25 protein-coding genes are annotated in these 21,473 nt (G+C 60.5%); 12 read left to right on the top strand and 13 right to left on the bottom strand.

Features of this window, described 5'->3' with window-relative positions:
• The first annotated feature begins 17 nt into the window (after positions 1 to 17).
• On the top strand, positions 18 to 1,088 hold the full coding sequence (locus ACZ6IE_RS15060) for an FtsX-like permease family protein (protein ID WP_464608720.1): 1,071 nt from the start codon (positions 18 to 20) through the stop codon (positions 1,086 to 1,088).
• The gene (locus tag ACZ6IE_RS15065; protein ID WP_464608721.1) at positions 1,085 to 1,786 is read left to right on the top strand and encodes an ABC transporter ATP-binding protein; all 702 of its coding nucleotides are present in this window, start codon (positions 1,085 to 1,087) and stop codon (positions 1,784 to 1,786) included. The genes ACZ6IE_RS15060 and ACZ6IE_RS15065 overlap by 4 nt, the downstream gene beginning before the upstream one ends.
• Before the next feature lie 339 nt (positions 1,787 to 2,125).
• On the opposite strand, the gene ACZ6IE_RS15070 is transcribed toward ACZ6IE_RS15065, so the two are convergent.
• A complete protein-coding gene (locus ACZ6IE_RS15070; protein WP_464608722.1) occupies positions 2,126 to 3,475 on the bottom strand; it encodes a dihydrolipoyl dehydrogenase family protein in 1,350 nt (449 codons plus the stop codon).
• A complete protein-coding gene (locus ACZ6IE_RS15075) occupies positions 3,472 to 3,786 on the bottom strand; it encodes a thioredoxin family protein (protein ID WP_464608723.1) in 315 nt (104 codons plus the stop codon). Before ACZ6IE_RS15075 ends, ACZ6IE_RS15070 begins: the two co-directional genes overlap by 4 nt.
• Positions 3,787 to 3,840: 54 nt before the next feature.
• Here ACZ6IE_RS15075 and ACZ6IE_RS15080 point away from each other — a divergent pair, with 54 nt between their 5' ends.
• The 9 genes from ACZ6IE_RS15080 to ACZ6IE_RS15120 all read left to right on the top strand — a co-directional run bounded on the left by ACZ6IE_RS15080 (position 3,841) and on the right by ACZ6IE_RS15120 (position 10,632).
• Positions 3,841 to 4,245 carry a heavy metal-responsive transcriptional regulator gene (locus ACZ6IE_RS15080; protein WP_464608724.1) on the top strand — a complete coding sequence of 135 codons (405 nt, stop codon included), beginning with the start codon at positions 3,841 to 3,843 and terminating at the stop codon, positions 4,243 to 4,245.
• A 251-nt stretch (positions 4,246 to 4,496) separates the two neighbouring features.
• Positions 4,497 to 4,850: a Cd(II)/Pb(II)-sensing metalloregulatory transcriptional regulator CmtR gene (gene cmtR / locus ACZ6IE_RS15085; RefSeq protein WP_464608725.1), complete on the top strand. Its 354-nt coding sequence runs from the start codon at positions 4,497 to 4,499 to the stop codon at positions 4,848 to 4,850.
• The gene (locus ACZ6IE_RS15090; protein ID WP_464608726.1) at positions 4,850 to 5,458 is read left to right on the top strand and encodes a cadmium resistance transporter; all 609 of its coding nucleotides are present in this window, start codon (positions 4,850 to 4,852) and stop codon (positions 5,456 to 5,458) included. The genes cmtR (ACZ6IE_RS15085) and ACZ6IE_RS15090 overlap by 1 nt, the downstream gene beginning before the upstream one ends.
• Positions 5,455 to 5,979 (top strand): signal peptidase II, encoded by a 525-nt coding sequence (locus ACZ6IE_RS15095; protein ID WP_464608727.1) that lies wholly within the window; start codon positions 5,455 to 5,457, stop codon positions 5,977 to 5,979. Before ACZ6IE_RS15090 ends, ACZ6IE_RS15095 begins: the two co-directional genes overlap by 4 nt.
• Before the next feature lie 269 nt (positions 5,980 to 6,248).
• Positions 6,249 to 6,686, top strand: coding sequence for a M23 family metallopeptidase (locus tag ACZ6IE_RS15100; protein WP_464608728.1), 438 nt, complete (start codon positions 6,249 to 6,251; stop codon positions 6,684 to 6,686).
• A gap of 253 nt (positions 6,687 to 6,939) precedes the next feature.
• Positions 6,940 to 7,293: a Cd(II)/Pb(II)-sensing metalloregulatory transcriptional regulator CmtR gene (gene cmtR / locus ACZ6IE_RS15105; RefSeq protein ID WP_464608729.1), complete on the top strand. Its 354-nt coding sequence runs from the start codon at positions 6,940 to 6,942 to the stop codon at positions 7,291 to 7,293.
• Positions 7,294 to 7,352: 59 nt separating this feature from the next.
• Entirely contained in the window at positions 7,353 to 9,296 is a 1,944-nt protein-coding gene (locus ACZ6IE_RS15110) for a heavy metal translocating P-type ATPase (RefSeq protein WP_464608730.1), read from the top strand.
• 56 nt (positions 9,297 to 9,352) lie between these two features.
• Positions 9,353 to 9,712 (top strand): ArsR/SmtB family transcription factor, encoded by a 360-nt coding sequence (locus ACZ6IE_RS15115; protein ID WP_464608731.1) that lies wholly within the window; start codon positions 9,353 to 9,355, stop codon positions 9,710 to 9,712.
• The gene (locus ACZ6IE_RS15120; protein ID WP_464608732.1) at positions 9,712 to 10,632 is read left to right on the top strand and encodes a cation diffusion facilitator family transporter; all 921 of its coding nucleotides are present in this window, start codon (positions 9,712 to 9,714) and stop codon (positions 10,630 to 10,632) included. The genes ACZ6IE_RS15115 and ACZ6IE_RS15120 overlap by 1 nt, the downstream gene beginning before the upstream one ends.
• A gap of 60 nt (positions 10,633 to 10,692) precedes the next feature.
• Here the strand turns inward: ACZ6IE_RS15120 and ACZ6IE_RS15125 are convergent, their stop codons facing one another.
• The 11 genes from ACZ6IE_RS15125 to ACZ6IE_RS15175 all read right to left on the bottom strand — a co-directional run bounded on the left by ACZ6IE_RS15125 (position 10,693) and on the right by ACZ6IE_RS15175 (position 20,678).
• Complete coding sequence (locus ACZ6IE_RS15125) at positions 10,693 to 11,625, bottom strand: cytochrome c oxidase assembly protein (RefSeq protein ID WP_464608733.1); 933 nt, start codon at positions 11,623 to 11,625, stop codon at positions 10,693 to 10,695.
• A 36-nt stretch (positions 11,626 to 11,661) separates the two neighbouring features.
• Positions 11,662 to 11,991 (bottom strand): DUF6804 family protein, encoded by a 330-nt coding sequence (locus ACZ6IE_RS15130; protein ID WP_464608734.1) that lies wholly within the window; start codon positions 11,989 to 11,991, stop codon positions 11,662 to 11,664.
• 46 nt (positions 11,992 to 12,037) lie between these two features.
• Entirely contained in the window at positions 12,038 to 12,802 is a 765-nt protein-coding gene (locus tag ACZ6IE_RS15135; protein WP_464608735.1) for a cytochrome c biogenesis CcdA family protein, read from the bottom strand.
• 9 nt (positions 12,803 to 12,811) lie between these two features.
• Entirely contained in the window at positions 12,812 to 13,369 is a 558-nt protein-coding gene (locus tag ACZ6IE_RS15140; protein ID WP_464608736.1) for a TlpA family protein disulfide reductase, read from the bottom strand.
• A gap of 32 nt (positions 13,370 to 13,401) precedes the next feature.
• The gene (locus ACZ6IE_RS15145; RefSeq protein ID WP_464608737.1) at positions 13,402 to 14,028 is read right to left on the bottom strand and encodes a copper resistance CopC family protein; all 627 of its coding nucleotides are present in this window, start codon (positions 14,026 to 14,028) and stop codon (positions 13,402 to 13,404) included.
• A complete protein-coding gene (locus tag ACZ6IE_RS15150) occupies positions 14,025 to 15,752 on the bottom strand; it encodes a bifunctional copper resistance protein CopD/cytochrome c oxidase assembly protein (RefSeq protein WP_464608738.1) in 1,728 nt (575 codons plus the stop codon). Before ACZ6IE_RS15150 ends, ACZ6IE_RS15145 begins: the two co-directional genes overlap by 4 nt.
• A gap of 155 nt (positions 15,753 to 15,907) precedes the next feature.
• Entirely contained in the window at positions 15,908 to 16,561 is a 654-nt protein-coding gene (locus ACZ6IE_RS15155; RefSeq protein WP_464608739.1) for a DsbA family protein, read from the bottom strand.
• Positions 16,562 to 16,584: 23 nt separating this feature from the next.
• Positions 16,585 to 17,328 (bottom strand): M23 family metallopeptidase, encoded by a 744-nt coding sequence (locus ACZ6IE_RS15160; protein ID WP_464608740.1) that lies wholly within the window; start codon positions 17,326 to 17,328, stop codon positions 16,585 to 16,587.
• Between the two features lie 253 nt (positions 17,329 to 17,581).
• Positions 17,582 to 18,010, bottom strand: a complete 429-nt coding sequence (locus ACZ6IE_RS15165; RefSeq protein ID WP_464608741.1) for a hypothetical protein — start codon at positions 18,008 to 18,010, stop codon at positions 17,582 to 17,584.
• 82 nt (positions 18,011 to 18,092) lie between these two features.
• Positions 18,093 to 19,436: a peptidoglycan DD-metalloendopeptidase family protein gene (locus ACZ6IE_RS15170; RefSeq protein ID WP_464608742.1), complete on the bottom strand. Its 1,344-nt coding sequence runs from the start codon at positions 19,434 to 19,436 to the stop codon at positions 18,093 to 18,095.
• Between the two features lie 891 nt (positions 19,437 to 20,327).
• The gene (locus ACZ6IE_RS15175) at positions 20,328 to 20,678 is read right to left on the bottom strand and encodes a metalloregulator ArsR/SmtB family transcription factor (RefSeq protein WP_464608743.1); all 351 of its coding nucleotides are present in this window, start codon (positions 20,676 to 20,678) and stop codon (positions 20,328 to 20,330) included.
• A gap of 79 nt (positions 20,679 to 20,757) precedes the next feature.
• On the opposite strand from ACZ6IE_RS15175, the gene ACZ6IE_RS15180 reads away from it, so the two are divergent.
• A partial coding sequence (locus ACZ6IE_RS15180) for an arsenic resistance protein (RefSeq protein WP_464608747.1) occupies positions 20,758 to 21,473 on the top strand: 716 nt, incomplete at its 3' end.

Below are 21,473 nucleotides of genomic sequence, written 5' to 3' on the forward strand. Positions count from 1 at the left end.
CAGGAAAGGCACACACCATGTTCGTCGCACTCCGCGACCTCCGCTTCGCCCGGGGCCGATTCGTCCTCATCGGCTCCGTCGTCGCCCTCATCACCGTTCTCGTCGGTTTCCTCAGCGGCCTGACGGGCGGTCTCGCCACCCAGAACATTTCCGCGGTACTCTCGCTTCCCGCAGACCGTGTCGTGTTCTCTGCACCGACCGCCGGAGAGAGCGGCGCGAGCTTCTCCGACTCCACCATCACGCAGCAGCAGGCATCCGCCTGGGTCGCCACAACCGGCGTCACCGCTGCCGAACCGGTGGGTATCAGTCAGACCCGTGGCGAGGCCGGCGACACCCGCGCGGCCATCGCGGTCTTCGGTGTCGAACCCGGATTCGACGCAACCGCCCCCACGGAGAACGGCCAGCTCGGCCTCTCCGATCCTGCCGCGAAAGCCCTCGACGTGACCACCGGCGATGAGGTCACGATCGCCGGCACCAGCTACACCATCGAGACGATCGGCGGGGACGGCTGGTACAGCCACACCCCCGTCGTGGAGATGACCCTCAACGACTGGCAGGCCTACTCCGCCGCCACCGGCAATCCCGATGTCTACGCCACCGTCCTCGCCGTCACCGGCACCCCAGACTGGGACGCCGCCGATACCGCGAACGCCACCGTCTCCGAGACCACCATCGGCACTCTGATGGCCTTGAGCGCGTTCCGGTCCGAGATTGGATCGCTGCTGCTGATGGTCGTCATGCTCTTCGGAATCTCCGGGCTCGTCATCGGCGCGTTCTTCACCGTGTGGACCATGCAACGAAAAGGTGACATTGCTGTCCTCAAAGCCCTCGGCGCCAGCACCCGCTCCCTTATCCGAGACGCGCTCGGTCAGGCCCTGATCGTGCTGCTCCTCGGAATCGGCATCGGGTTAGGACTCGTGACCCTATTCGGCGCCCTCGCCGGCACCGCCCTGCCGTTCCTACTCAGCCCCATCACCACCGTTCTACCCGGGGCGATCATGATCGTCCTCGGTCTTGCCGGGGCCGCGTTCGCGCTCCGTTCCGTCACCTCCGCCGACCCCCTCACCGCCCTTGGGAGCAACCGATGATCCGCCTAAACAACATCACCCTCACCTTCCCCGACGGTGACACCCGCGTCACAGCCGTCAACGACGTCTCACTCACCGCGCACCCGGGAACCGTCACCGGCATTACTGGCCCCAGCGGCTCCGGCAAATCCAGCCTCCTCGCCGTCGCCGCCACCCTCATCCGCCCAAACACCGGGCAGGTGCTCATCGACGACATCGACGCAACCCGCCTGAACCCCACCGAATCGACCGTGCTGCGCCGCGAGAAGATCGGGATCGTGTTCCAGCAGTCCAATCTGATCCCGTCACTCACCGCCCGCGAGCAACTGACCGTCATGAACGAACTCGGCGCCCGACACTCCCGACGCCACCGAGCCAGTACCACTGCCCGGGCGGACGCGCTCCTGGACGCGGTCGGTCTCGCAGCACACAGCGACAAGAGACCGCATCAGCTCTCTGGTGGTCAGCGACAGCGCATCAACATCGCCCGCGCCCTGATGAACGACCCCAGCGTGCTCCTGATCGATGAGCCCACCAGCGCGCTCGACCAAGAACGAGGCGCCAGCATCATCGACCTCATTCTGCGCCTAACCGACGAGCTGAACACCTCGACTCTGCTCGTCACCCACGACCTTGTCCACCTGCCCCGAATGCACGGCGTGGTCCACCTCGTAGACGGCCGCCTTGTCGACACACCGACCCCGGTGAACGCTTATTAGAAACGAACGTTCACGAGACGGTCGGCGGGTTCGGATAGGTTGTGGACTTTTGCGGTTTATGGCGGTGTTTTGTGATCGCTCGTTGACGCACGAGGCCGTACGCGCTGGTGCCCGGCGCCCTCGACTCCCTCGCCGGACTCCTGGCATGCGCGTGAGCGCTAATCGTCGACCGGATCGTGCCGTCGTCGTAGAGCGACGTAGAGGCCGCAGCGACGGCAGATGAAGGCATTCTCCCCGAGAGCATGAAGCCTCCGCCTCTCGTACGCGCGTCCACAGCAGGAGCAGACGAAGTCTCTATCCGTTGACATGTGCCGTCATCGCTTCCATTGACATGCTCGGCTAGAGCAGCGAGCCGAGGTCGGAGCCGAGGGAGGGGTAGGTGGCGGTGGTGGATTTGAGTTGCCGGGTGGTGAGGCCGAGTTTGATGGCGATGCCGAAGGTGTTGATCAGTTCGGAGTAGCCGGGGCCGAGGAGGTGTGCGCCGAGGATCTGGTCGGTGTCGGTGTCGATGATGATCTTGGCGGCGGAGGTCGTCTCGGCCACCCGGTAGGTGGAGTACCAGTTGCTGGTGTCCGTGTAACGGATGGCGGTGTTGTGGCTTTGGGCGGCGTCTTCTTCGAGGAGGCCGACGCGGTTGAGTTCCGGGATGGTGAACACGGTCGTGGGGACCCCGGTGTAGTCCGGCGCGGTCGTGGTGCCTTTGAGCATGTTCGACGCGGCGACTTTTCCCTCGAACACGGCCACGGGGGTCAGGGGCCGTCCTGCGGTGTCGGCGGCGTCTCCTGCGGCGTAGACGGCGGGGTTGGTGGTGCTTTGTAGGTGGCTAGCCACGGTGATCCCGCGTGAGCTGCTGGCGATACCGGCAGCGTCCAAGTGGAGGCCTTCGAGATTAGGGACGCGACCTGCTCCGTGAACGACGAGGTCCGCGTCAAGACGGGTGGTCGCGCCTTGGCTGTCGATGCTGATCTGGAACCCGTCAGGGGTGGCCTCGAGAGCGGTGACGTTGGTGTTTCGGTGAACGCGGATGCCGGCCTGTTCGGTGCGGGCGGTCAGCAGCTCCACCAGGTCGGCGTCGAACTCGCGCAGGGGCCGCGGGCCGTGGTCGATGATCGTGCACTGCGCGCCGGCGCGGGCGGCGATGTGTGCGAACTCGAACGAGATGAACCCGCCGCCGAGGAACACGATCCTCGGCGGCAAGGCATCGAGGTCGAGGAACTGGGTGCTGTCGATGAGGTGTTCCGCACCGGGGAACGTCAAGGGCTTCGGGGTGGCCCCGGTTGCGATGAGGAACCGGTCGGCCTCGTGGGTGGTGCCGTCGATGCTGAGGGTGTTCGGGCCGGTGAACTCGGCATGACCGTGGAAGGTGGTGGCACCGTTGCCAGTGAGTTCATCTTCCATGCCTTTGGGAACGCCATCGGTGAAACCGCGCTTGCGCTGCATCAGGGCCGGCCAGTCGACGCGTAGGCCGCCTTCTGTGATGCCGGTCTCGTTCATCAGGCGGGCAGCATCGACGATTTCGGCGCCGCGGCGGAGGATCTTCTTCGGGTCGCATCCCCGCAGCGCGCAGGTCCCGCCGTAGGGCAGCGCGTCAACGATCCCGACCCGCCAGCCCTGTGCGGCGCACTTGTTCGCAGCGGACGTGCCTGCCATGCCGGCACCGATGACCAGCAGGTCAAACGCCTCACTCATCGGGTGCCCGCTTCGATGTTCATGATCGCGTCCCGGATCTGCTCTGTCGTGGGCGACCCGGCAAGACCTGCCGGTGTGAGATACACCCGGCACGACAGGCCAGGCGGAGCGTCCGGTGCGGGAAACAACGGCACACCGTCGGCCAGGAAAGTGGGCGATCCGCGGAAGTCAACCGCTTCCGCTTCCTCCTGCGTCTCGATGAGCTGCCGGCTCACTGTGACGTCGGATCGTTCCGCGGCGATCACCGCCAGGCGATCCGCGGCCGTCTCCCAGTTCGGGCACCCATCGAAGTACTGCAACGTGATCTCCATGCACCGACCGTAAACGTTGCAGCCCGGTACAAGGTCAAGTGGTGAGATAAGGGCATGCACATTGGAGACCTCGCCGCCACCACGGGAGTCAGTACCCAGACCCTCCGCTTCTACGAACGCGAGGGCCTCATTCCGGCCCCAAACCGACAAAGCAACGGGTACCGGGTCTATGACGATGACGTCGCTTCCCGAATCGGATTCATTCGCGCCGCTCAAACCGCGGGGTTAACGCTGTCCGACATCGCCGGGGTTCTCGCCCTCCGGGAAGACGGGCAGGCACCGTGCTCGCACGTGCACTCGCTGCTCACCGGCAAACTCGATGAAGTCAGAGCCCGTCAACGAGAACTCGTGCGCCTGGAAAAAGAACTCGTCGGCATGCTCACGACCAGCTCGACCCTGGATCCAGCAATGTGTTCGGAGCGGAGCATCTGCAACGTCATCCCGCAGCCGCTGCCGTAAGCCCGTCGTTGTCCGCACCGGCGGGTCCGTCTCGAAAAACTACTCATTTTCAAGACGATGCATCGTGGGTGTGCTGGGCGCGCTTTGCCGCAAAGCAGACTGAAGAAGCCGACGAAATCTCGGAAACGAAACGAACCGCCGCTAGTCCTGTCGTACGGGAATGCATCGGCTCTGCGAGGCTCTATCTCGACCGTCGGTTTGCACACCAATCGGGTAATCGCAATGTACATCAATTACTGTATAGTCAGTGTGTGCTGACTATTGTTAATCGACTAGATGTCATGAACCGGCTCGGGAGAGCGATGGCTGATCCCACCCGATCGCGGATCCTCCTCACTCTTCTTGACGCCCCGAGCTACCCCGCGGTTATCGCGCGCGAGCTGGAACTCACGCGATCGAACGTCTCGAACCACCTCACGTGTCTGCGGGATTGCGGAATCGTGGTTGCGGAGCCGGAGGGCCGGCAGACGCGCTACGAAATCGCTGACCCCCACCTTGGCCGCGCGCTCGTAGCCCTTCTGGACGTCACCCTGGCCGTCGATGAGCACGCTCCCTGCCTCGACCCCGCATGTGACGCGTCCGGCACCTGTGCGGGTGGCAGCTGATGCTCAGCACAATCCTGACTGCCGTGGGTCTGTTCGCGGCCACGAACATCGACGACATTGTGGTTCTCACCGTCCTGTTCCTCGCCTCCACCCGCGGCCGGCCCCGACCCTGGCAGATCGTCACCGGGCAGTACCTCGGATTCATCACGCTGGTCATCATCAGCGTGATAGCCGCACTCGGGTTGACCATTGTCCCGGACGAGTGGGTCGGATTCCTTGGCCTCATCCCCCTCGGCATCGGTATCTACACCCTGATCAAGGGGCTTCGCCGCGGTGACGATGACGACGACGATGACGACAAGATCACCGCCGTCGGACTCCTAGGCGTCGCGGGAATCACGATCGCTAACGGTGCCGACAACATCTCGATCTACACGCCAATCTTCCGCACCAACAGCGTCGGCGACACGATCACGATGATCGTCGTGTTCTTGATCCTCGTCGCTGTCTGGTGCACGGCGGGCCGTCTGATCGGTACCAACAAGGCGATCACCGAGAAGCTCGAAAAGGTAGAGCACTGGCTGGTGCCCGTCGTGTTCATCGGCCTTGGTCTGTTCATCCTGATCGAGTCCGGCGTCATCCCCCGACTCGTCGGACTGCTCACATGAGCACACCCCGCCCCATCCCGGCTACTCGGAAGCGACTGCTGACGGGTGGGGCGATTGCTCTCGGTGCCGGAGTGATAGCCGTCGACCAGGGCACCAAGTGGTGGGCTGAGGCGCAGCTGACCGAGCGCAATCGAATACCGCTACTGGGTGATCTGTTCGGCTTGCAGTTGGCCTACAACCCGGGGGCAGCGTTCTCCCTGGGCGAGAACGCAACATGGATCTTCACCATCCTGTCCGTCGCGGCCGCCGTGGCCGCGATCGTCGCCGCGTTCAAAGTCCGCCGCACCTCATGGGCTGTCATCGTTGGCCTGCTCGGTGGCGCAGCGGCGACACACGCGATCGATCGACTGTTTCGAGCACCGTCGTTCGGGAACGGCCACGTTGTTGACTTCCTGGCCTACGGCAACTGGTTCATCGGCAACGTCGCTGACATCGTGATTTTCACTGCGGCCGTCGCTGCGGTCCTGATTGCGCTGAAGTCCCCGGTGCGCCCGCTTACGGAAAGCGCGACGATTGAGTAACCGAAGGGAGGACGCCATGTCAGATTGCTGCGACGGTAGCTGCTGCACCGCCGGGTGCACCGACGACTGCACCTGCTGCTAACCCGCCCCCAACGCCCGGGGGTATCGGGGGTACTAATCACAAGGGCGTCGACTTCACTCCAGGTCAGGGAGCACCGATGGCCGCCGTGGCTGACGGCGTCGTCCGTCTTGTGCAGATCAGTGACCAGGGCGGACTGGGGGTACACGTCGTCATCGATGGGCAAAATGTCAGCAGCTGATACGGCCACATGCTGACTGGCTCACCAATGGTCGAGGATGGCGAGACCGTAGTAGCTGGCCAGCGGATCGGTTCCGTCGGCAACACGGGTGTCTCAACCGGCGCTCACACGCATATGGAAATTCGGGGCGGGGATGCGAAAGCATCCGCGCCCCAACGCGTTAAGCCGAGCGAATTGATCACGGGGTCTTATAAGACAGGTCATGCAGGCATCCACGCGACTGTCCGGAAAAAAGCGGATCGTCATACAGGCGTCAATCCGCCACGGAGCAATGACGGAACGCCCCCATCTAGCGATCAACTCCACAGCGGATCTCAGCCGGCAAGAAAGGTGTCCGGTGAACGATCCCCTATCGGACAACTCTGTTGGTCGCGCGTTCCGGCCGCGCAACGGCCATTAGGCGAAAAGCGAAAGGTCGACACCCGTGAGGGTGCCGACCTTTGCTAACCGTTGCGTGATGAATTTACGGCGTCACCCTGGGAGCTCACTGTCGGCGGGCGAGGCTGACAATCGTGTCAACAACACGGAACAGCGCAAGGCTGAGTCCGAAGTGGCACGAAGACACCGATCATCGCGGCGATAGCGAGGGCGGCAACACGCCACCATGGTGCGCGAGCGATGGTGCCGCGAGGCGCCGGTATACCGACGCGGCGTGCCGGGTCTCAGTTTCACATGTCAGTGATGACTGTATTATCACTACATGCTGACCATTTCCCCTCGTCTTGACGTGATGAATCGGTTGGGCCGCGCCCTGGCCGATCCGACTCGCTCTCGCATTCTTCTCGCTCTGATTGCCGCACCAAGCTACCCAGGGGAACTAGCGGAGTCGCTCGGTCTAACTCGCTCGAACGTGTCCAACCATCTGGCGTGCCTCCGGGGGTGCGGCATCGTTGTCGCGACTCCCGAAGGGCGAAGCACTCGGTACGAGATCGCGGACCCGCATTTGACCAAGGCATTGTCGGCAATCGTTGATGTGGTTCTCGCAGTCGACGATGGCATGGAGTGCATCGATGAGAACTGCGACGTTCCCCTTTGTTGCGGGGTAAACCTGTGAGCGCGGAGTGCTGCGGCGACGCCACAAAAGGGCTCACAAGCGCCGATTCACATTCTCACATGGCCCGCAATCCCGAGCCTTTCCCTGACGCGGCCAACCAGGTGAGCGATAGTGACGATGGGGTGGTGAGTTGGTGGCGGGACCAAAGCGTTTTGATACCTCTCACGGCTGGCGTTCTTTTGGTTTTCGGCACCGTCTTAGAGTGGGTGGGGCTGGAGACTGCAGCCACGGCCGTTCTGAGTGTGAGCGTTGTTACAGGGGCCCTAACGTTCACTCCAGGTGCAGTGCGTCGACTCTTGCAGGGCCGACTTGGCGTCGGCTTGTTGATGACAATAGCTGCGGTCGGCGCCGTTCTCCTTGGACACGTCGGCGAGGCGGCTGCGTTGGCGTTCTTGTTCTCGATCGCAGAAGCACTCGAGGATCGCGCGATGGATAAGGCGCGCGGTGGGCTTCGGGCATTACTGGACCTAATCCCCGACACTGCGATCGTTTCTCGCCTGCATGGCGACGTTGTGATCCCCACACACCACCTCCGCGAGTTAGACCTCCTTGTAGTGCGACCAGGTGACAAGATTGCGACAGACGGCGTTATCACCTCAGGGCGCAGCAGTGTGGACGCGTCGGCCATCACGGGTGAATCGATCCCAATAGAGGTGGCGCCCGGTGACGCTGTCTTAGCCGGGTCAATTAACGGCGGCGGCGCGTTATTGGTCGAAGCAACAGCCGCAGGAACCAACAACTCCCTAACTACAATCGTGCATTTAGTCGAGCAAGCTCATGCACAAAAAGGGGAGCGAGCACGCCTCGCGGACCGTATCGCAAAACCTTTGGTTCCCGCGGTTCTACTGATTGCGGCAGGTGTTGCCCTATTCGGTGTACTCATCGGAGACACCGACACCTGGACCGAGCGTGCACTAGTCGTGCTCGTTGCCGCTTCTCCCTGCGCACTCGCAATCGCGGTGCCCGTGACAGTCATTTCCGCGATCGGCGCGGCCAGCCGTTTCGGGCTCATCATCAAGTCAGGTGAGGCTTTCGAACGCCTCGGGACAGTCCGAGTTGTTGCCTTCGATAAAACCGGCACCCTCACCGCCGGCCGCCCCACCGTTACCGAAGTAGCCTCAGCCGCCAACGCAACAAGAGATGATGTGCTCGCGATCGCGGCCGCACTTGAATCTCACAGCACCCACCCACTCGCAGCCGCAATCCTCGCCGCAGCACCAGAACCCAAATCAGTCGAGGATCTCACGGAGCATCCCGGAGAGGGAATCTCCGCGATACTCGACGGGATTCACGTGCGCGTCGGTAGCCCGCGGTGGGTTCCGGCGGGTGACCTAAATGAGCGCCTGGAAGCAATCGAATCCGACGGCATGACTGCCGTTGTCGTCGAGCGCGGTGGCGTTGCTCTCGGAATCATCGGCATCCGAGATGAGCTCAAGCCCGAAGCCGCCGCGACGATCACCGAACTGACGCGACACGGCGTCAACTCCGTCATGGTCACCGGCGATAACGTTCGCACCGCGCATGCCCTAGCGAGTCGAGCCGGCATTTCAGACGTTCGAGCCGAACAAAAACCAGCCGACAAGGCGGCATGGGTCCAAACTTTACGCTCAAACGGGCCCGTCGCTATGATCGGCGACGGCATCAATGACGCGCCCGCCCTCGCAAGCGCTGACGTTGGGATTGCAATGGGTGTGGCAGGGTCCGCGGCCGCCATAGAAGCAGCGGACGTGGCATTCACTGGCACCGATCTGCGCCTCATCCCCGCCGGCCTCCTCCACGCGCGCAGAGGCCGGAGGATCATGACCGCCAATTTGATTCTTGCACTGGGTGTCATCGTCGCCCTTTTTCCCCTCGCGCTCACCGGAACCTTGGGCCTTGCTGGAGTGGTCTTGGTACACGAACTCGCAGAAATTGTGATCATCGCAAACGGTATCCGCGCCGCACGGCGCTCAACCACTGCCGCAACTCATGACCGTCAATCTCGCGTTTCAGAGGGCACTTAAGAAGGTTTCCACGCCTCTGCTAGACAACGCCGGACTGACCATGCAACTATATTCGCATGTACGAAAAGAGTGATTCTTCCTTAGGCGAGTATGCCGACACCCACGTCGAACTCGCGGCTGAGATTTTTGGAATGCTCGCGGATGCGACGCGCATCCGGCTGATTCTGGCCATGCGGGACGAGGAGATGTCGGTCGGTCACCTTGCTTCAGTTGTTGACCGCTCGCAAGCGGCGGTTTCTCAGCACCTCGCGAAGCTTCGGATGGCCCGCATGGTCACGACCCGTCAGGATGGCAACCGGATTTTTTACCGGCTCGCCAATGATCATGCAAACAAGTTGGTGCACGATGCGATTTTCCAAGCGGAGCACACTGTTGGAGAGAAATTGAGCCATCACCACAGCACGGGGCGAGAGTAATGGCCGGGTCACATAACCATGCGGGTGAGGTCCACACGCTGAATCAGCGTCGGCTTGCTACGGCATTTGCTATCACCGCAAGCATTCTCCTCGCGGAAGTCGTGGGCGCGGTCCTCACTGGAAGCCTCGCGCTCTTGGTTGATGCAGCACATATGCTCACCGACGCGGGTGGCCTGGCGACTGCGCTCGTGGCCGCGAAGCTGACCCGAAGGCCGGCGACCGCAAAACGAACCTGGGGGTTCGCTCGAGCCGAGGTTCTTTCCGCGACGGCGCAAGCGGCGGTGCTCTTGGCGGTGGGCCTCTTTGTGATCATCGAGGGGGTTCAGAGGCTCTTCGATCCTCCGGAGATCACGTCTATAGGCCTTCTTGTCTTTGGTGTCATTGGCCTTGGGGGGAATATCGCCTCGATTCTCATCCTCGCCGGGAGCCGGAAGAATAACTTCAACTTGCGTGCGGCGTTCTTGGAAGTGGTCAATGATGCCTTGGGATCCGTTGCAGTCATCGTTGCGGCGATCGTCATAGCTGTAACGGGTTGGGGTGGCGCCGATGCTATCGCGGGTCTTCTAATCGGGTTGCTGATCTTGCCGCGGGCTTTCAAGCTTTTGCGTGAAACGGTAGATGTGTTACTCGAGTCCACCCCGGACGGCCTTGACTTAGAAGACGTTCGGACGCATCTGCTCGCACGGAAGCACGTAGTTGGGATTCACGATCTTCACGCTTCCCAGATTGCGACCGGCCTTCCCGTGCTGACGGCGCATATCGTCGTTGACCCGGCGTGTTTCTCCGATGGGAGCGCACCGAGGCTCTTAGATGACCTGCAGCTTTGCGTTGCCGAACACTTCGACGTGAGTGTCGAACATTCGACATTTCAACTTGAACCTTCCGGGCACAGCAACCACGAGCACACACCACACATTTGACGATTGGGTGCCAGCGCGCTGAAGGCTCCGCCGGATCAAATTCGGGATGGGCTCATTCTTTTACTTGAGCCGTTGGAGGTAATCGTTGTACCTCGATAAAGCGTCTTCTTCCTCAGCCCTGGAACGGTTGGACCTTCTCGTGTCGGACTTCTGCCATCGAACCAGGGCAATGATGAGCATGACTATTACGGGCAGTTCTCCATACGTCCAGGCGAAAGCGCCCGCGAGAGCTTGATCTCGTAGCGCATCTATTCCCCATGTCGGCGGAGGCGACGCGTAGGTCGAGACGAGAATTGTGGGGGCAAATATCATCACAAGCCCGAAGGCGGCATGAATCTGCATCTCGGCAAAACGATCAACAATGCTCATGATTGGGGACGTTCTCCGTGGGAGCGGATCAGGCGAGATGAGAGGCGCATTGAGGAAAAGCCCAATAGCGAGGAAGCAGATCTCCAGCGCGATGTGACCTGCCCGCGAGGACAACACACCCGAAGCGATGCCCGTTGGGTACAGGCCGAAAAAGGTCACCAGCAGCAGCGGGATGAAAACTGTGGGATGGAAGGCTCGTCTCGCCGTCCGTGACCTGAGCACGCCGAGAGCACCGCGAAGAGCGGGCCGCCCAATGACGCTGTGCGGTGTTGCGCGAAGCAGCAATGTTCCTGGCGCACCGAGGAGCACCAGAGGAGGGACGATCATCATGAGTGTTAGTTGCTGGAAGATGAAAACGGACAGCAGCTCCCGTCCGTAGCTCTCCACGCTGGAACCTGTGGTGAGGAAGAGGATTGCGCATCCCAACAGAAAACAGACGGAACGCACAAGCGACCACCGCCGCCGCTGCCACCGGAGCCGAACAACTCCGCTTACGTACAGGGCTGCCAGGAGCAACGCCGTGACCGGAAGAATCGTCCCAGCCTGAGAAGCTGGCGACAGAAACGCTGCCAAATCAGGTGGCGAATCAGTAGCCCCCGTCAAAAGCGCAGCAGTGCTCAACATGCATTCTGCTCTCGAATCTCGGGTGGACGTGTCGTGTCACTCATCGTTCACGCGGAGAAAGAACGCTAGGCAGATAAATGCGACCGACGTCGACACAGCGGTCACCTGGGCTGCTATCAACGGGAGGCCTAGGGGCCACACTGGATTCCACACAACCGCGACAGGAATCATCGGCACCACCCACCACCATTTCTTACGTTGCGCGGCCATTACCGCGATAATCACCGCCAGTATGCAGACAACGTAAAGCGCATATACGAAGAACTCGGTGCCTATGATGATGAGGCTGAAAATTGCCGCGTTTGCGCCAAGAAATCCCGGCAGCAGAGCTGGCCGTGTCTGTGGCCTCGCTTTAGCGTCGGACATCGTTGTTTATCCTTCCGATGGGGCGGGGTGTCGCGTTTGCTGGCTGTTAGATCGGTGTTGTGAAGCCGCTGATTGATTGCGTGAGGCGTGACATCACCATGGTCCAGATCCCTGAAACCATGAGTATTCCTAGAAGCATCAGCATCAATCCCCCAGAAACATTTACGGCTCGGATTCTCTTCTTCAGGAAGGCCGTGGCGGAGGCCACCCAGCCGATCCCGAGAGCGATCAGGATGAAGGGAATCCCCAACCCCACGCAATACGCAAATCCCAATAGGGCCCCCCTGTACACCGACGCGCTCTCGAGGCTAAGCGCGCTGATTGCGACGAGAGCGGGGCCGAAGCAGGGCGTCCATCCCACAGCGAATGTGACGCCTAAGACGGGAGCGCCAACGAGGCCGACCCGCGGGCGCCAGTGCGTTTTAGCTGTGCGCTGAAGAAGTGGTATTGCGCCAATGAATACGAAGCCCATCAAAATGACAATGGCGCCGAGCACCCGTGTGATGACGTCCTGCCATTGGATGACGAACACTCCGATGGATCCAGCGAACACGGATAGCGTCACGAACACGGCGGAGAATCCAGCCACAAAGAGCATGGCGCCGACTACTATTCTGGCGCGGCCGAAGTGGTTCTGGCCACGATGTTCGGGCCGATGCGCGGTGTCACCGGACATCCCCCCTACGTAACCTAAGTAAGCAGGCACGAGTGGCAGGACACAGGGTGACGCGAATGATACGAGTCCGGCACACAAGGCCACGGCAATGGCGACGATGATCTGGCCATCCATAATCAGTGCACCCGGGTTCATCGATGCGACCTACTCATCGAGGGCGTCCCGAATAAGGGTAGAGAGCACGGCCCCTTCGGGGAGTTGACCAAGAATTCGTGCCGCTACCCGGCCATGTTTATCTAAGACGAGAGTTGTGGGCACCGCTTGTGGTGGGACGCTTCCGGCGAATGCGAGCTTCGCCGAACCGTTGTCGACATCGATTATTGATGGATAAGTGATGCCATACGTCTCATTGAACGCCAGGATGGTTTCCGCTTGGTCGTACACGTTGATACCAACGAACTGGACACCCTCAGCTGTGTACGTTGCGGCTAGTTCTTTTAGTTGCGGCGCTTCCGCCCGGCATGGGGCGCAGCCGGCGTACCAAAAGTTCACTACAACAGGCGACCCGAGCATCTCGGAAGAGTCAATCTGTTCTGAGTTCTCTGTCGAACCGGTGAATCGAATCGCCTCGGCGCGATCCTCCTCGGCAATCACCGTGACCGAGCCATCCCCGGCGACGTACCCCTTACTGTCCCCTTCCTTGTACTGCTCTGCGATCGGGTTGGCGGCGCAGCCACTGAGCGCCAAAAGCAACAAACCCACAGGGATGAGAGCCCGACCTCTCCAGGGGCCGGTCACGGTTGGGTCGTCCCGCCTGAGCGGCGCCGTTTGAAGAACCGGACGACAAACACACTGACCAATCCCAGCACCACAACAATTAAGGCCACTGTGACCATGGCGGGCAATGATTCGACGGGTTGTGTATCTGACGAGGGTTCGGTCGACGGTGACGGCGTGCTACTTGGAGCTTCGCTGGTGGGGGGCATGGTCGGCGACGCGCTAGCAGGTGCCCCACTTGGTTCGATGACCGCCGGCTGCCACGTGAACGAGTAGCTGCCCGAGATGGGATGCCCGTCGGAGGACACCGTCTGCCAAACCACCGTGTAGGGGCCGGGCTGCTTCATCTGAACCGGAGCGGAGAGTGTTGCGCCTTCAACAGTGACCTCGCCCGAAATTACCTGGGCGCCGTCTGCCGCCGTCATTTCGATGTGCGAGCTGGTTTCAAGACCTTGAAGAGGCGTCTCGTTGAAGGTGAGAGATACCTTTTCGAGCGGTTCGGTGAAGACGGTGTCCTTCGCAGGAGTGGACGACGCGAGATAATCGTGTGCTTGCGCGGGTGATGCCCACATGAGCAGCACTCCGATGACAAAGATGAGGCCGGCGCCTCGGCGAACGACCGGCCGCGTTCCAGGTTTGGTCATGATCTGCTTTCAATCCTTTGTTGAGTTGAACGGGCGGTTGAGTTTCGTCCGCTCAGAAGTGAACCTCCGACGAGAACAGCAGTCCATAACGTTGCGACCACCCAGGTTGAGATGCTGATTGCTCGTTGGTCGGCTAACGGACTTCTGGGCCACCCGAGGTCGAGGGTTTCAAACCAGTCAGCGGCGAGAACTTCATCTTGCAGTTGCAGGTTTACGGCGAACATGACCGTTAGCAGCAAGAAAACGCCGGCAGCCCTCACCGCGCGCTTGACAGTACTTGCGCGGAAGGTGATCGTGAGCGAAAGCCCGAGGAAGACGAAGAGGGCGATCTTCCCCTCGTAGACGAACGGGTCGCGGAGAGACCACTCGTATGCGGGCGAGAAGTAAGAGAGAAATAACGCACTGGCGAATGCGACTGCCCAAAGGGCTGGTTGACGCACGAACGGCGCGAGGTAGAACCGTCGAAGGATAGCCGCAGTTTCCCGAAGGCCGGTTGTCCGATCTTTTCTTTTCTTCGTGATGAGATCCACGAGGGCGAGAGGGCGCCCCAGGACCAGAAGTGCGGGAGCTACCAAAGCGACGAGGATCACTTCCGCGATGTTTGATCCGGTAGTGAAATCACGGTACAACGCCGGAGATGCATTCGTGGCGTAGAACAGCACGACGATGCCTGCCGCCCAGGCGGCGGATCGACGGGCTGGCCATCTCCCTCCGTTTCGCGAAAGCTTCCTCACGCTAATCCCGTAGAGGAGCAGCGCGGACACGCAAACGAGTGCCCAAAGGGGGTCGAGGCGCCACCCTGTGAGAAGGGACAGCAGGTCAGGCGGTCGGGGTATCTCGATTCCTACCAAGGACTCGGCGGGCGACGCTGTGGAAGGCGACGTCTCTTGTTCTGGTGGCGGCGTACGCGCGAGTCCCGCCGCGAGGCCTGAGGCCGCGAACATGAGGAAAATTTCGCCGCTCACGACGAACCAGAAAGTTCGCCGAATGCGAGCAACGTGAAGTTGCCTGATGAGACGTAACCGATTCCAGGCCCCAGCAGCCCCTAGCAAGATGAGGACGAAGATTTTCGCAAGGAGTATCGCGCCGTATGGGGTGAGGAGGTTTTCGAACGATGTCAGTCGGATGATTGCAACAATTGTTCCCGAGTAGGCGACCGCGATAAACCCGAACAGTGCCACGGTGGAGTACCGCTGGATCGTGTTCTTCAGCTCCGTGGGCTGCGCAAGGGAAGAGCCCGCGACGAGCATCACAAGCCCACCCAGCCAGATTGCGGCCCCGGTCAGGTGCAGCGCAAGCGCTGTGACCGCGGCCGCATGGTTCGCGTCCCCCGCGGCGTGTCCGGTCGACGCCATCAAGATAAGTGCGAACGCTGCCACCGCTAAACCGAGAACGGCATAGCGTCGTTGCTCACTCAGAAGAGCGAGAACTACTGAACCAGCCGCGAGGATGATCGACACGGTCCACACTTGGCCAAGGGGAATGTTTTGAGCAAAATAGCCGATCTGTTCTAGAGCAGCTGGATCGCCGAATCCGATGGGAACGAGAGTGAGAAAGGATAAGTAAAGCGAGGCGACCGACGATATGGTCCAGACGCCTGCACCGATCATCGTGATGTACGTCACATGAGCATGAGTAGGTGAGGTTTTCGGGATGATGAAGCCCAGGAAGAGGAAACCCCCTACCGTGACAGCAGCACTGAGGTTGTAGACCATTTTGGTCATCGGGAGACCCCAGCGCACGAAAGCGCCAGGGTCTTCGAACGGCAGCGGCGCAGCTCCTCGTCCAAAGCTAAGGGACGCGACGAGTACCGCCACCCCGACGAGGGCTGAGGCGCTAAGAGTTAGAATTACGCGTCGTCGCTGGAGTGGCAATGTCGTCATTGGAGAAGCGCCGCATCCAAAGCCTCGCGGATGTCGTCAATAGAGGACACCTCCACGGCTTTACCATTCACAAAAAATGTAGGTGTTCCATCGACCCCGAGAGCTCGACCTGCATCAAAATCAGCTTTCACCCTTGCCTGTGTTGCGGGTGACGCAATAGCCGCATCGAATTGAGCTAAATCGAGTCCGAGCTCGGAAGCGTAATTGCGGAACAGCTCCGCTTTCGAATCTTGCTGCTCCCCCCACTCCGCTTGAGTGACAAACAGCCGCTCGTACATTTCCTCTAGTTTCCCTTGCTGGCTAGCGGCCTCAACTGCCAGCGCGGCGTTCATTGAGTTCTTGTGGGAAGGGATCGGGAAATAGCGGAAGGCGAAGGTCACCTCGCCCGCGTACTCCTCACGGAGCTGCTCGATGGCGGGATACACCGCGCCGCAGACCTCGCACTCGAAATCTAAGAACTCGACGATGGTCACTTTTCCATCGGCGGCTTCGTCCAACCGGTGTGTGTTTTCTTCGACGACTGGAGTTTGCGCTGCAATCTCTTCCCGGGGAGGAGCGAATGGTTTCGCAACCAAGAAGAATGCGACCACGCCGAATATGAGGACAACGCTTGTTGTGACGGCAATGTTTATTTTGGTGCTCTTTTTCATGACTTCTATTCAGGTTGAGGGGGCTAAAGGATGACGCCGCGTGTCGCGAGAAAAGTCGTCGGGTTAGTGAGCTTCCCTTCCTCGGTCATTTTGAGATCCAATACACAGTCGGTGACCACGCCGGTCCGCCCCACCTTCGCGACCACGGTTCCTGCTGGGATTAGTTGACCGACGTCAACCTGGAATGATCCGGGCTGCACGTGTCCATAAATGGACTGGACCCCGCTTCCGTGGTCGACGATCACCCGGTTGCCATAGGATCCGGCGGGCCCCACAAAAGACACTCGTCCGGCAGAAACAGCGCGTATTGGTGTGCCGCAGGACGTCCCCAAGTCCACGCCATCATGGAAAGAGTTCGAACATCCCGCGGCGTTGCAGATGATCTGACGTGGACCGTAGGGAGACGTGGGTGAGGCGGCAACCGGTCGAAGCCAACCGTTGGCTTGGGTGGCGAGAAAATCAGTCAAGCCGTCGTCGGTGTAGTTATATTTGGGCGTCCCGGCCTGGGCGCCGTTCGACGCAGTGGATACAGCTTTTCTGGCGGCGATTGCGGCTCGGTTAGCGGCTAGTTCTGCGGTGGTAGTGGCCGAGTATCCATCTCGGTAGATGCTGGCTCCGCTGACGCTTTCGGGTACCTGGAGGCGTTGCCATTCTGGAGAAAGCGCCGAGGTTGCGATTTCCGGTGCAGAGTCATAAGAGAAAGCCGGTAGAGCTACCGTCGCAAAGAGCGCTGGCACGGCTGCGAGCACTCCACCCTTCACCAGCATTCGGCGTCGCTTGGCCCACGCCAATTTTTTGGGCGCGCGGCTTTCGCTACGTTGGGGGCGGCGGTTAGGTTTCCGTGCGGCTCTGAGACTACGACGACTGGGGTCATTCTGGGGGCTACGTTGCGTGTCTTCCATTCGATATTCCGGATCGGACGGATCTACCGGAATTACAGAGAAGATCCGTCAACAGATAAGGGTCGCGAGGTCCACGCTTCAGACAGCGGTGCGCTGTCTGAAGCGCGTGCTCGCGCTCCTAAATCCGGAGAATGGAAGCTCCCGTGAGTGGGAGCGAAGGGACTGATCGATGCTCGAGCGGAGTGTTGATCGCTGTTGTCTGTCGTTTGAGGAGATTCACCATGAACGATGCCCGCTTAGGAGCAGCTGCAAGCAGTGCGAGCACCAGCATGCTGAGGCATGCAAGAACCGCGGTGAGCCCATCGAGAAGGCAGTCATCGCCGCACGACGCACCTGGTTGCGAGCCTGCGTCTATGGCACTATCTGCGGCAGGGATCGTCTCGACAAGTTGGTGGACAACAGGTACACCTGCAAAGGCATGGCTGCCCGTTGTCGAGTGGAACGCCAAAAGGCCGACAAGAATCGCAGCGAACGCAAAAATGAGAAGAAGTGGCTGGAGCAACGGTGCGCGTCGCCGGCGTTGCGAAGTAAGTTCTGCGTTGCTCATTCCATTCACCTCCCGAAGAATCTACGTAGCTGTGCGCGATTTAGGGTAGCCGATGCTCCTGCGTCGTCCTGGGTGCTCCGGCTCACAGGAAGATGCCCTTTCCTCGAAGGAAGGTTGAGGGGTTCGTTCCAGAACCTCCGACAGTGACTTTGATGTCGAGGTGGCAGCCGGTAACCACCCCTGTCGCACCGACGCCTCCGATGGGTGTTCCTGCCGCCACGCTATCTCCCACACCGACCTTGAATGAGCGGGCCTGCATGTGACCGTAGATAGTGCGCACTCCCCCGCCGTGGTCGATGATGATGCGATTTCCGAACCCGCCGGAGTTCCCTGCGAATACGACGGTGCCCGAGGACACTGCTTTGATCGCGGTGCCACAACTGCCGGCAAGGTCGACACCGTCATGAAAGTTCGTGCTGCACCCTGCGCCGTTGCAGATCACCTTGCGAGGTCCATACGGGGATGTCACAGACCCCGGCACAGGACGCCACCACCCCTGAGCGGATGGCACAAAATAGCTGCCGGCGGCGCCGCTGACTGGAGGCGGCACCACTGGGCCGGTGTTGTTATTTCCTTGAGCTTGATTTCGAGCTTGAGCGGCAGCTCGAGCCGCCGCTTCAGCTGCAGCCTTTTCGGCAGCGGCTTTGGCGGCTGCCGCTGCTGCGACTCCCTTTTGATATTCACTTTCGGTCTCAATTCGGGAACCCTTGAGGAAGGCCAGTTGCTCGATCAGAGTCGATTCTCGAGCCTGTTGCTCCTGCAGTGCCGCGTTCGCCGCAGCCGCTGCGTCATTGGCGGCCGTCAGCTTCGCTTCTGCTTCAGCTTGGGTGGTGGCGAGGATTTTGCTCGCTTCTTCCGCTTGTTCCGTCAGCGCCTTCACTTGATTCGCGTTCTGTTTCGCTAAATTCATGATCGAGTTGGAACGATCCGTGAATCGAGCGAGAGCGCCGAGCTTGTACAGAGTGTTCTGAGCGTCGGATGAATTCCCAACGAGAAGTTGAAGAGGGACGTCCCCGTCGTTCATCCGACCCAAGGTTGCGAAAAGCGCCCCAGCTTCCTTGGCCGTCGAAGCTGCCTCGGTGGAAGCGTCCTCTAATTTTTCGTTCAGTTTTATCGAGGTGTTCTCCGCGTCGAGAGCGTTACGAAGAGCCGTCTCGTAACTCAAAGCGGCCTGATTAGCTGTGGCGCGCAATGAGTCTGATTGTGTCTGCAGTTGCGTGATGAACGAGCTCAGCCGGTCCACTTCGGTTTTCTTAGCTGACTCGTTCAGCTGGGCCTGGCGCACATCGTCCCAGGTCGGATACTCGTTCGCGGCCGCCGCTGGAGTCACTCCAAGGAAAGACGCTGCTATGGCGACGCTGGCGCACAAAATGGCGATGCGTGCCGATCGCGATTTGGTTCGGTCGAAACGTTGATGGTCATTCACCTAAAAACTCCTAAGCCGCACAAGACATCCGGCCCATCTTGTGATGGGTCGTTACGGAGCTGACCGAGTCAGCCCGGGCATGTCTAAGTGCGGCTTATGGACAGTTGGATGAGCGAAGTGGGTTCCACCCAGCGGGAAGCTTCGATGTGGTCGTGATCGGCAATGCGTGGTTGCACGCCTGGTCTAAGAGCAGGGGGGGTGATCGCTACGAAGTAGTGGGCAGTGGTGGACAATCCGCCGACGTCGCAGGTTGTGGCTGTGGGACAAGCATCCAGAAGGACGGTTGCGGATGTACCTATATCCGACGGACCGGCGTGAGGGTCACTCCCGACGAAAGCGGCCGATTTCAAGGAAGGTAGTCCTGAAGCGTGATTTGCGGAAGGACTTGAACCAGCCACATGAGCCACGAAAAAAGCGACCACTGCTAGGAGCAAAATGAGAGCAAAAACGCGGAAGGCACGACGGTCGCCTTCCGAACGTGATTGCAACTCGTCTGGGTACATTTCCTTGAAGTTTACGGGAATGTGTCGCCGACTACGAGCCCAGTGATTAGAGAAACCGGTTGGAAAAGGTGGTGTTACTGGGCCCACATGCTTCACTACCCCCACCAAGGACGCTCTTCCCACTCAGCCGGGATGGGGAAACAAGGCCGCATAGAGAAGGCCATCTGGATCACAAAGCGCTGATGGTCACGGCTCCAAGTTCGATCCCGGACATCAAGCACCCCAGACACCGAACGCTTCTGCGGGACCGCATCTCCGATGCCTAATTACGCTTGACCCGGGGTCCCGATCGGTCGAGACATTGCAAGGCCGAATGCACACTAAGCGGCAGATCACGCGCAAGCTAGGCCATCAAGTGCCGTTATGAAAGCACCAGCTCCTCGCAGACCTACCCAGTGACCAGTAGCTTCGCAAGGGAGTCGAGAGCCCCTGGAACGAGCGCATAGTAAGCCCAAATGCCCCGCTTATCGCGAGTGAGGATGCCTGCGTCGACCAACACCTTCAGGTGATGCGAAACGGTGGGCTGGCTGAGGCCGAGCGGCTCGGTGAGGTCACACACGCAGGCTTCGGCGCCTTCATGCGCCGCGACCATCGAGATGAGACGGAGGCGCGCCGGGTCGGCGATCGCTTTCAGACTGCGGGCGAGGTTCTCCGCGTTTTCGGCGTCCATCGCTTCCCGGGATAGCGGCGCGCAACAGGCGGTGACATCCGTGAGAGGCAGGAGTTCGGCAACGGGCATATGAACACCCTGCCACAGACATTGACAGTCGTCTATGTGATCCGGCACACTCAACACATCGACAGTCATCAATGTTTGGATTTTTGTGTCAACAGCTGCCCCTGTTCAATCGACTCGCCTCGGCACCGCTGACCGACTTCTGCCGGTCTGGATTCTTGCCGCGATGGGCGTGGGTATCGCTTTAGCGGTGTTCGTGCCCGCGTTCGGCGAGTTCCTGCATTCGATGCAGATCGGATCGGTGAGCGTTCCGATTGCGGTGGGACTTCTCGTGATGATGTATCCCGTGCTGGCCAAGGTGCGTTATTCGGATACCCGTAGCGTTGCCAGCGATAAACGTCTGCTGGTGGCGTCGCTGCTTCTGAACTGGATTGTCGGGCCTGCGCTCATGTTTGCTCTGGCGTGGACGTTCCTGCCGGACCTGCCGGAGTACCGGACGGGTCTGATCATAGTGGGGCTTGCCCGCTGCATTGCGATGGTTCTGATCTGGAACGATCTCGCGTGCGGTGACCGCGAAGCGGCCGCCTTCCTCGTGGCCATCAACTCCATTTTCCAGGTCGTCGCGTTCGCCGCTTTGGGTTGGTTCTACCTCCAGATCCTCCCGACATGGCTTGGCCTCCCCGTCACCAGTGCGTCGTTCAGCATCTGGGCGATCACCCTCAGCGTGCTGGTGTTCCTCGGCATCCCCCTTCTCGCCGGCTACCTCTCCCGCCGAATCGGTGAAGCGACCAAGGGCCGCGCCTGGTACGAGAACCGGTTCCTCCCGAAAATCGGCCCGTTCGCCCTGTATGGGTTGCT

The sequence above is a fragment of the Okibacterium sp. AC114 genome (assembly GCF_979253355.1).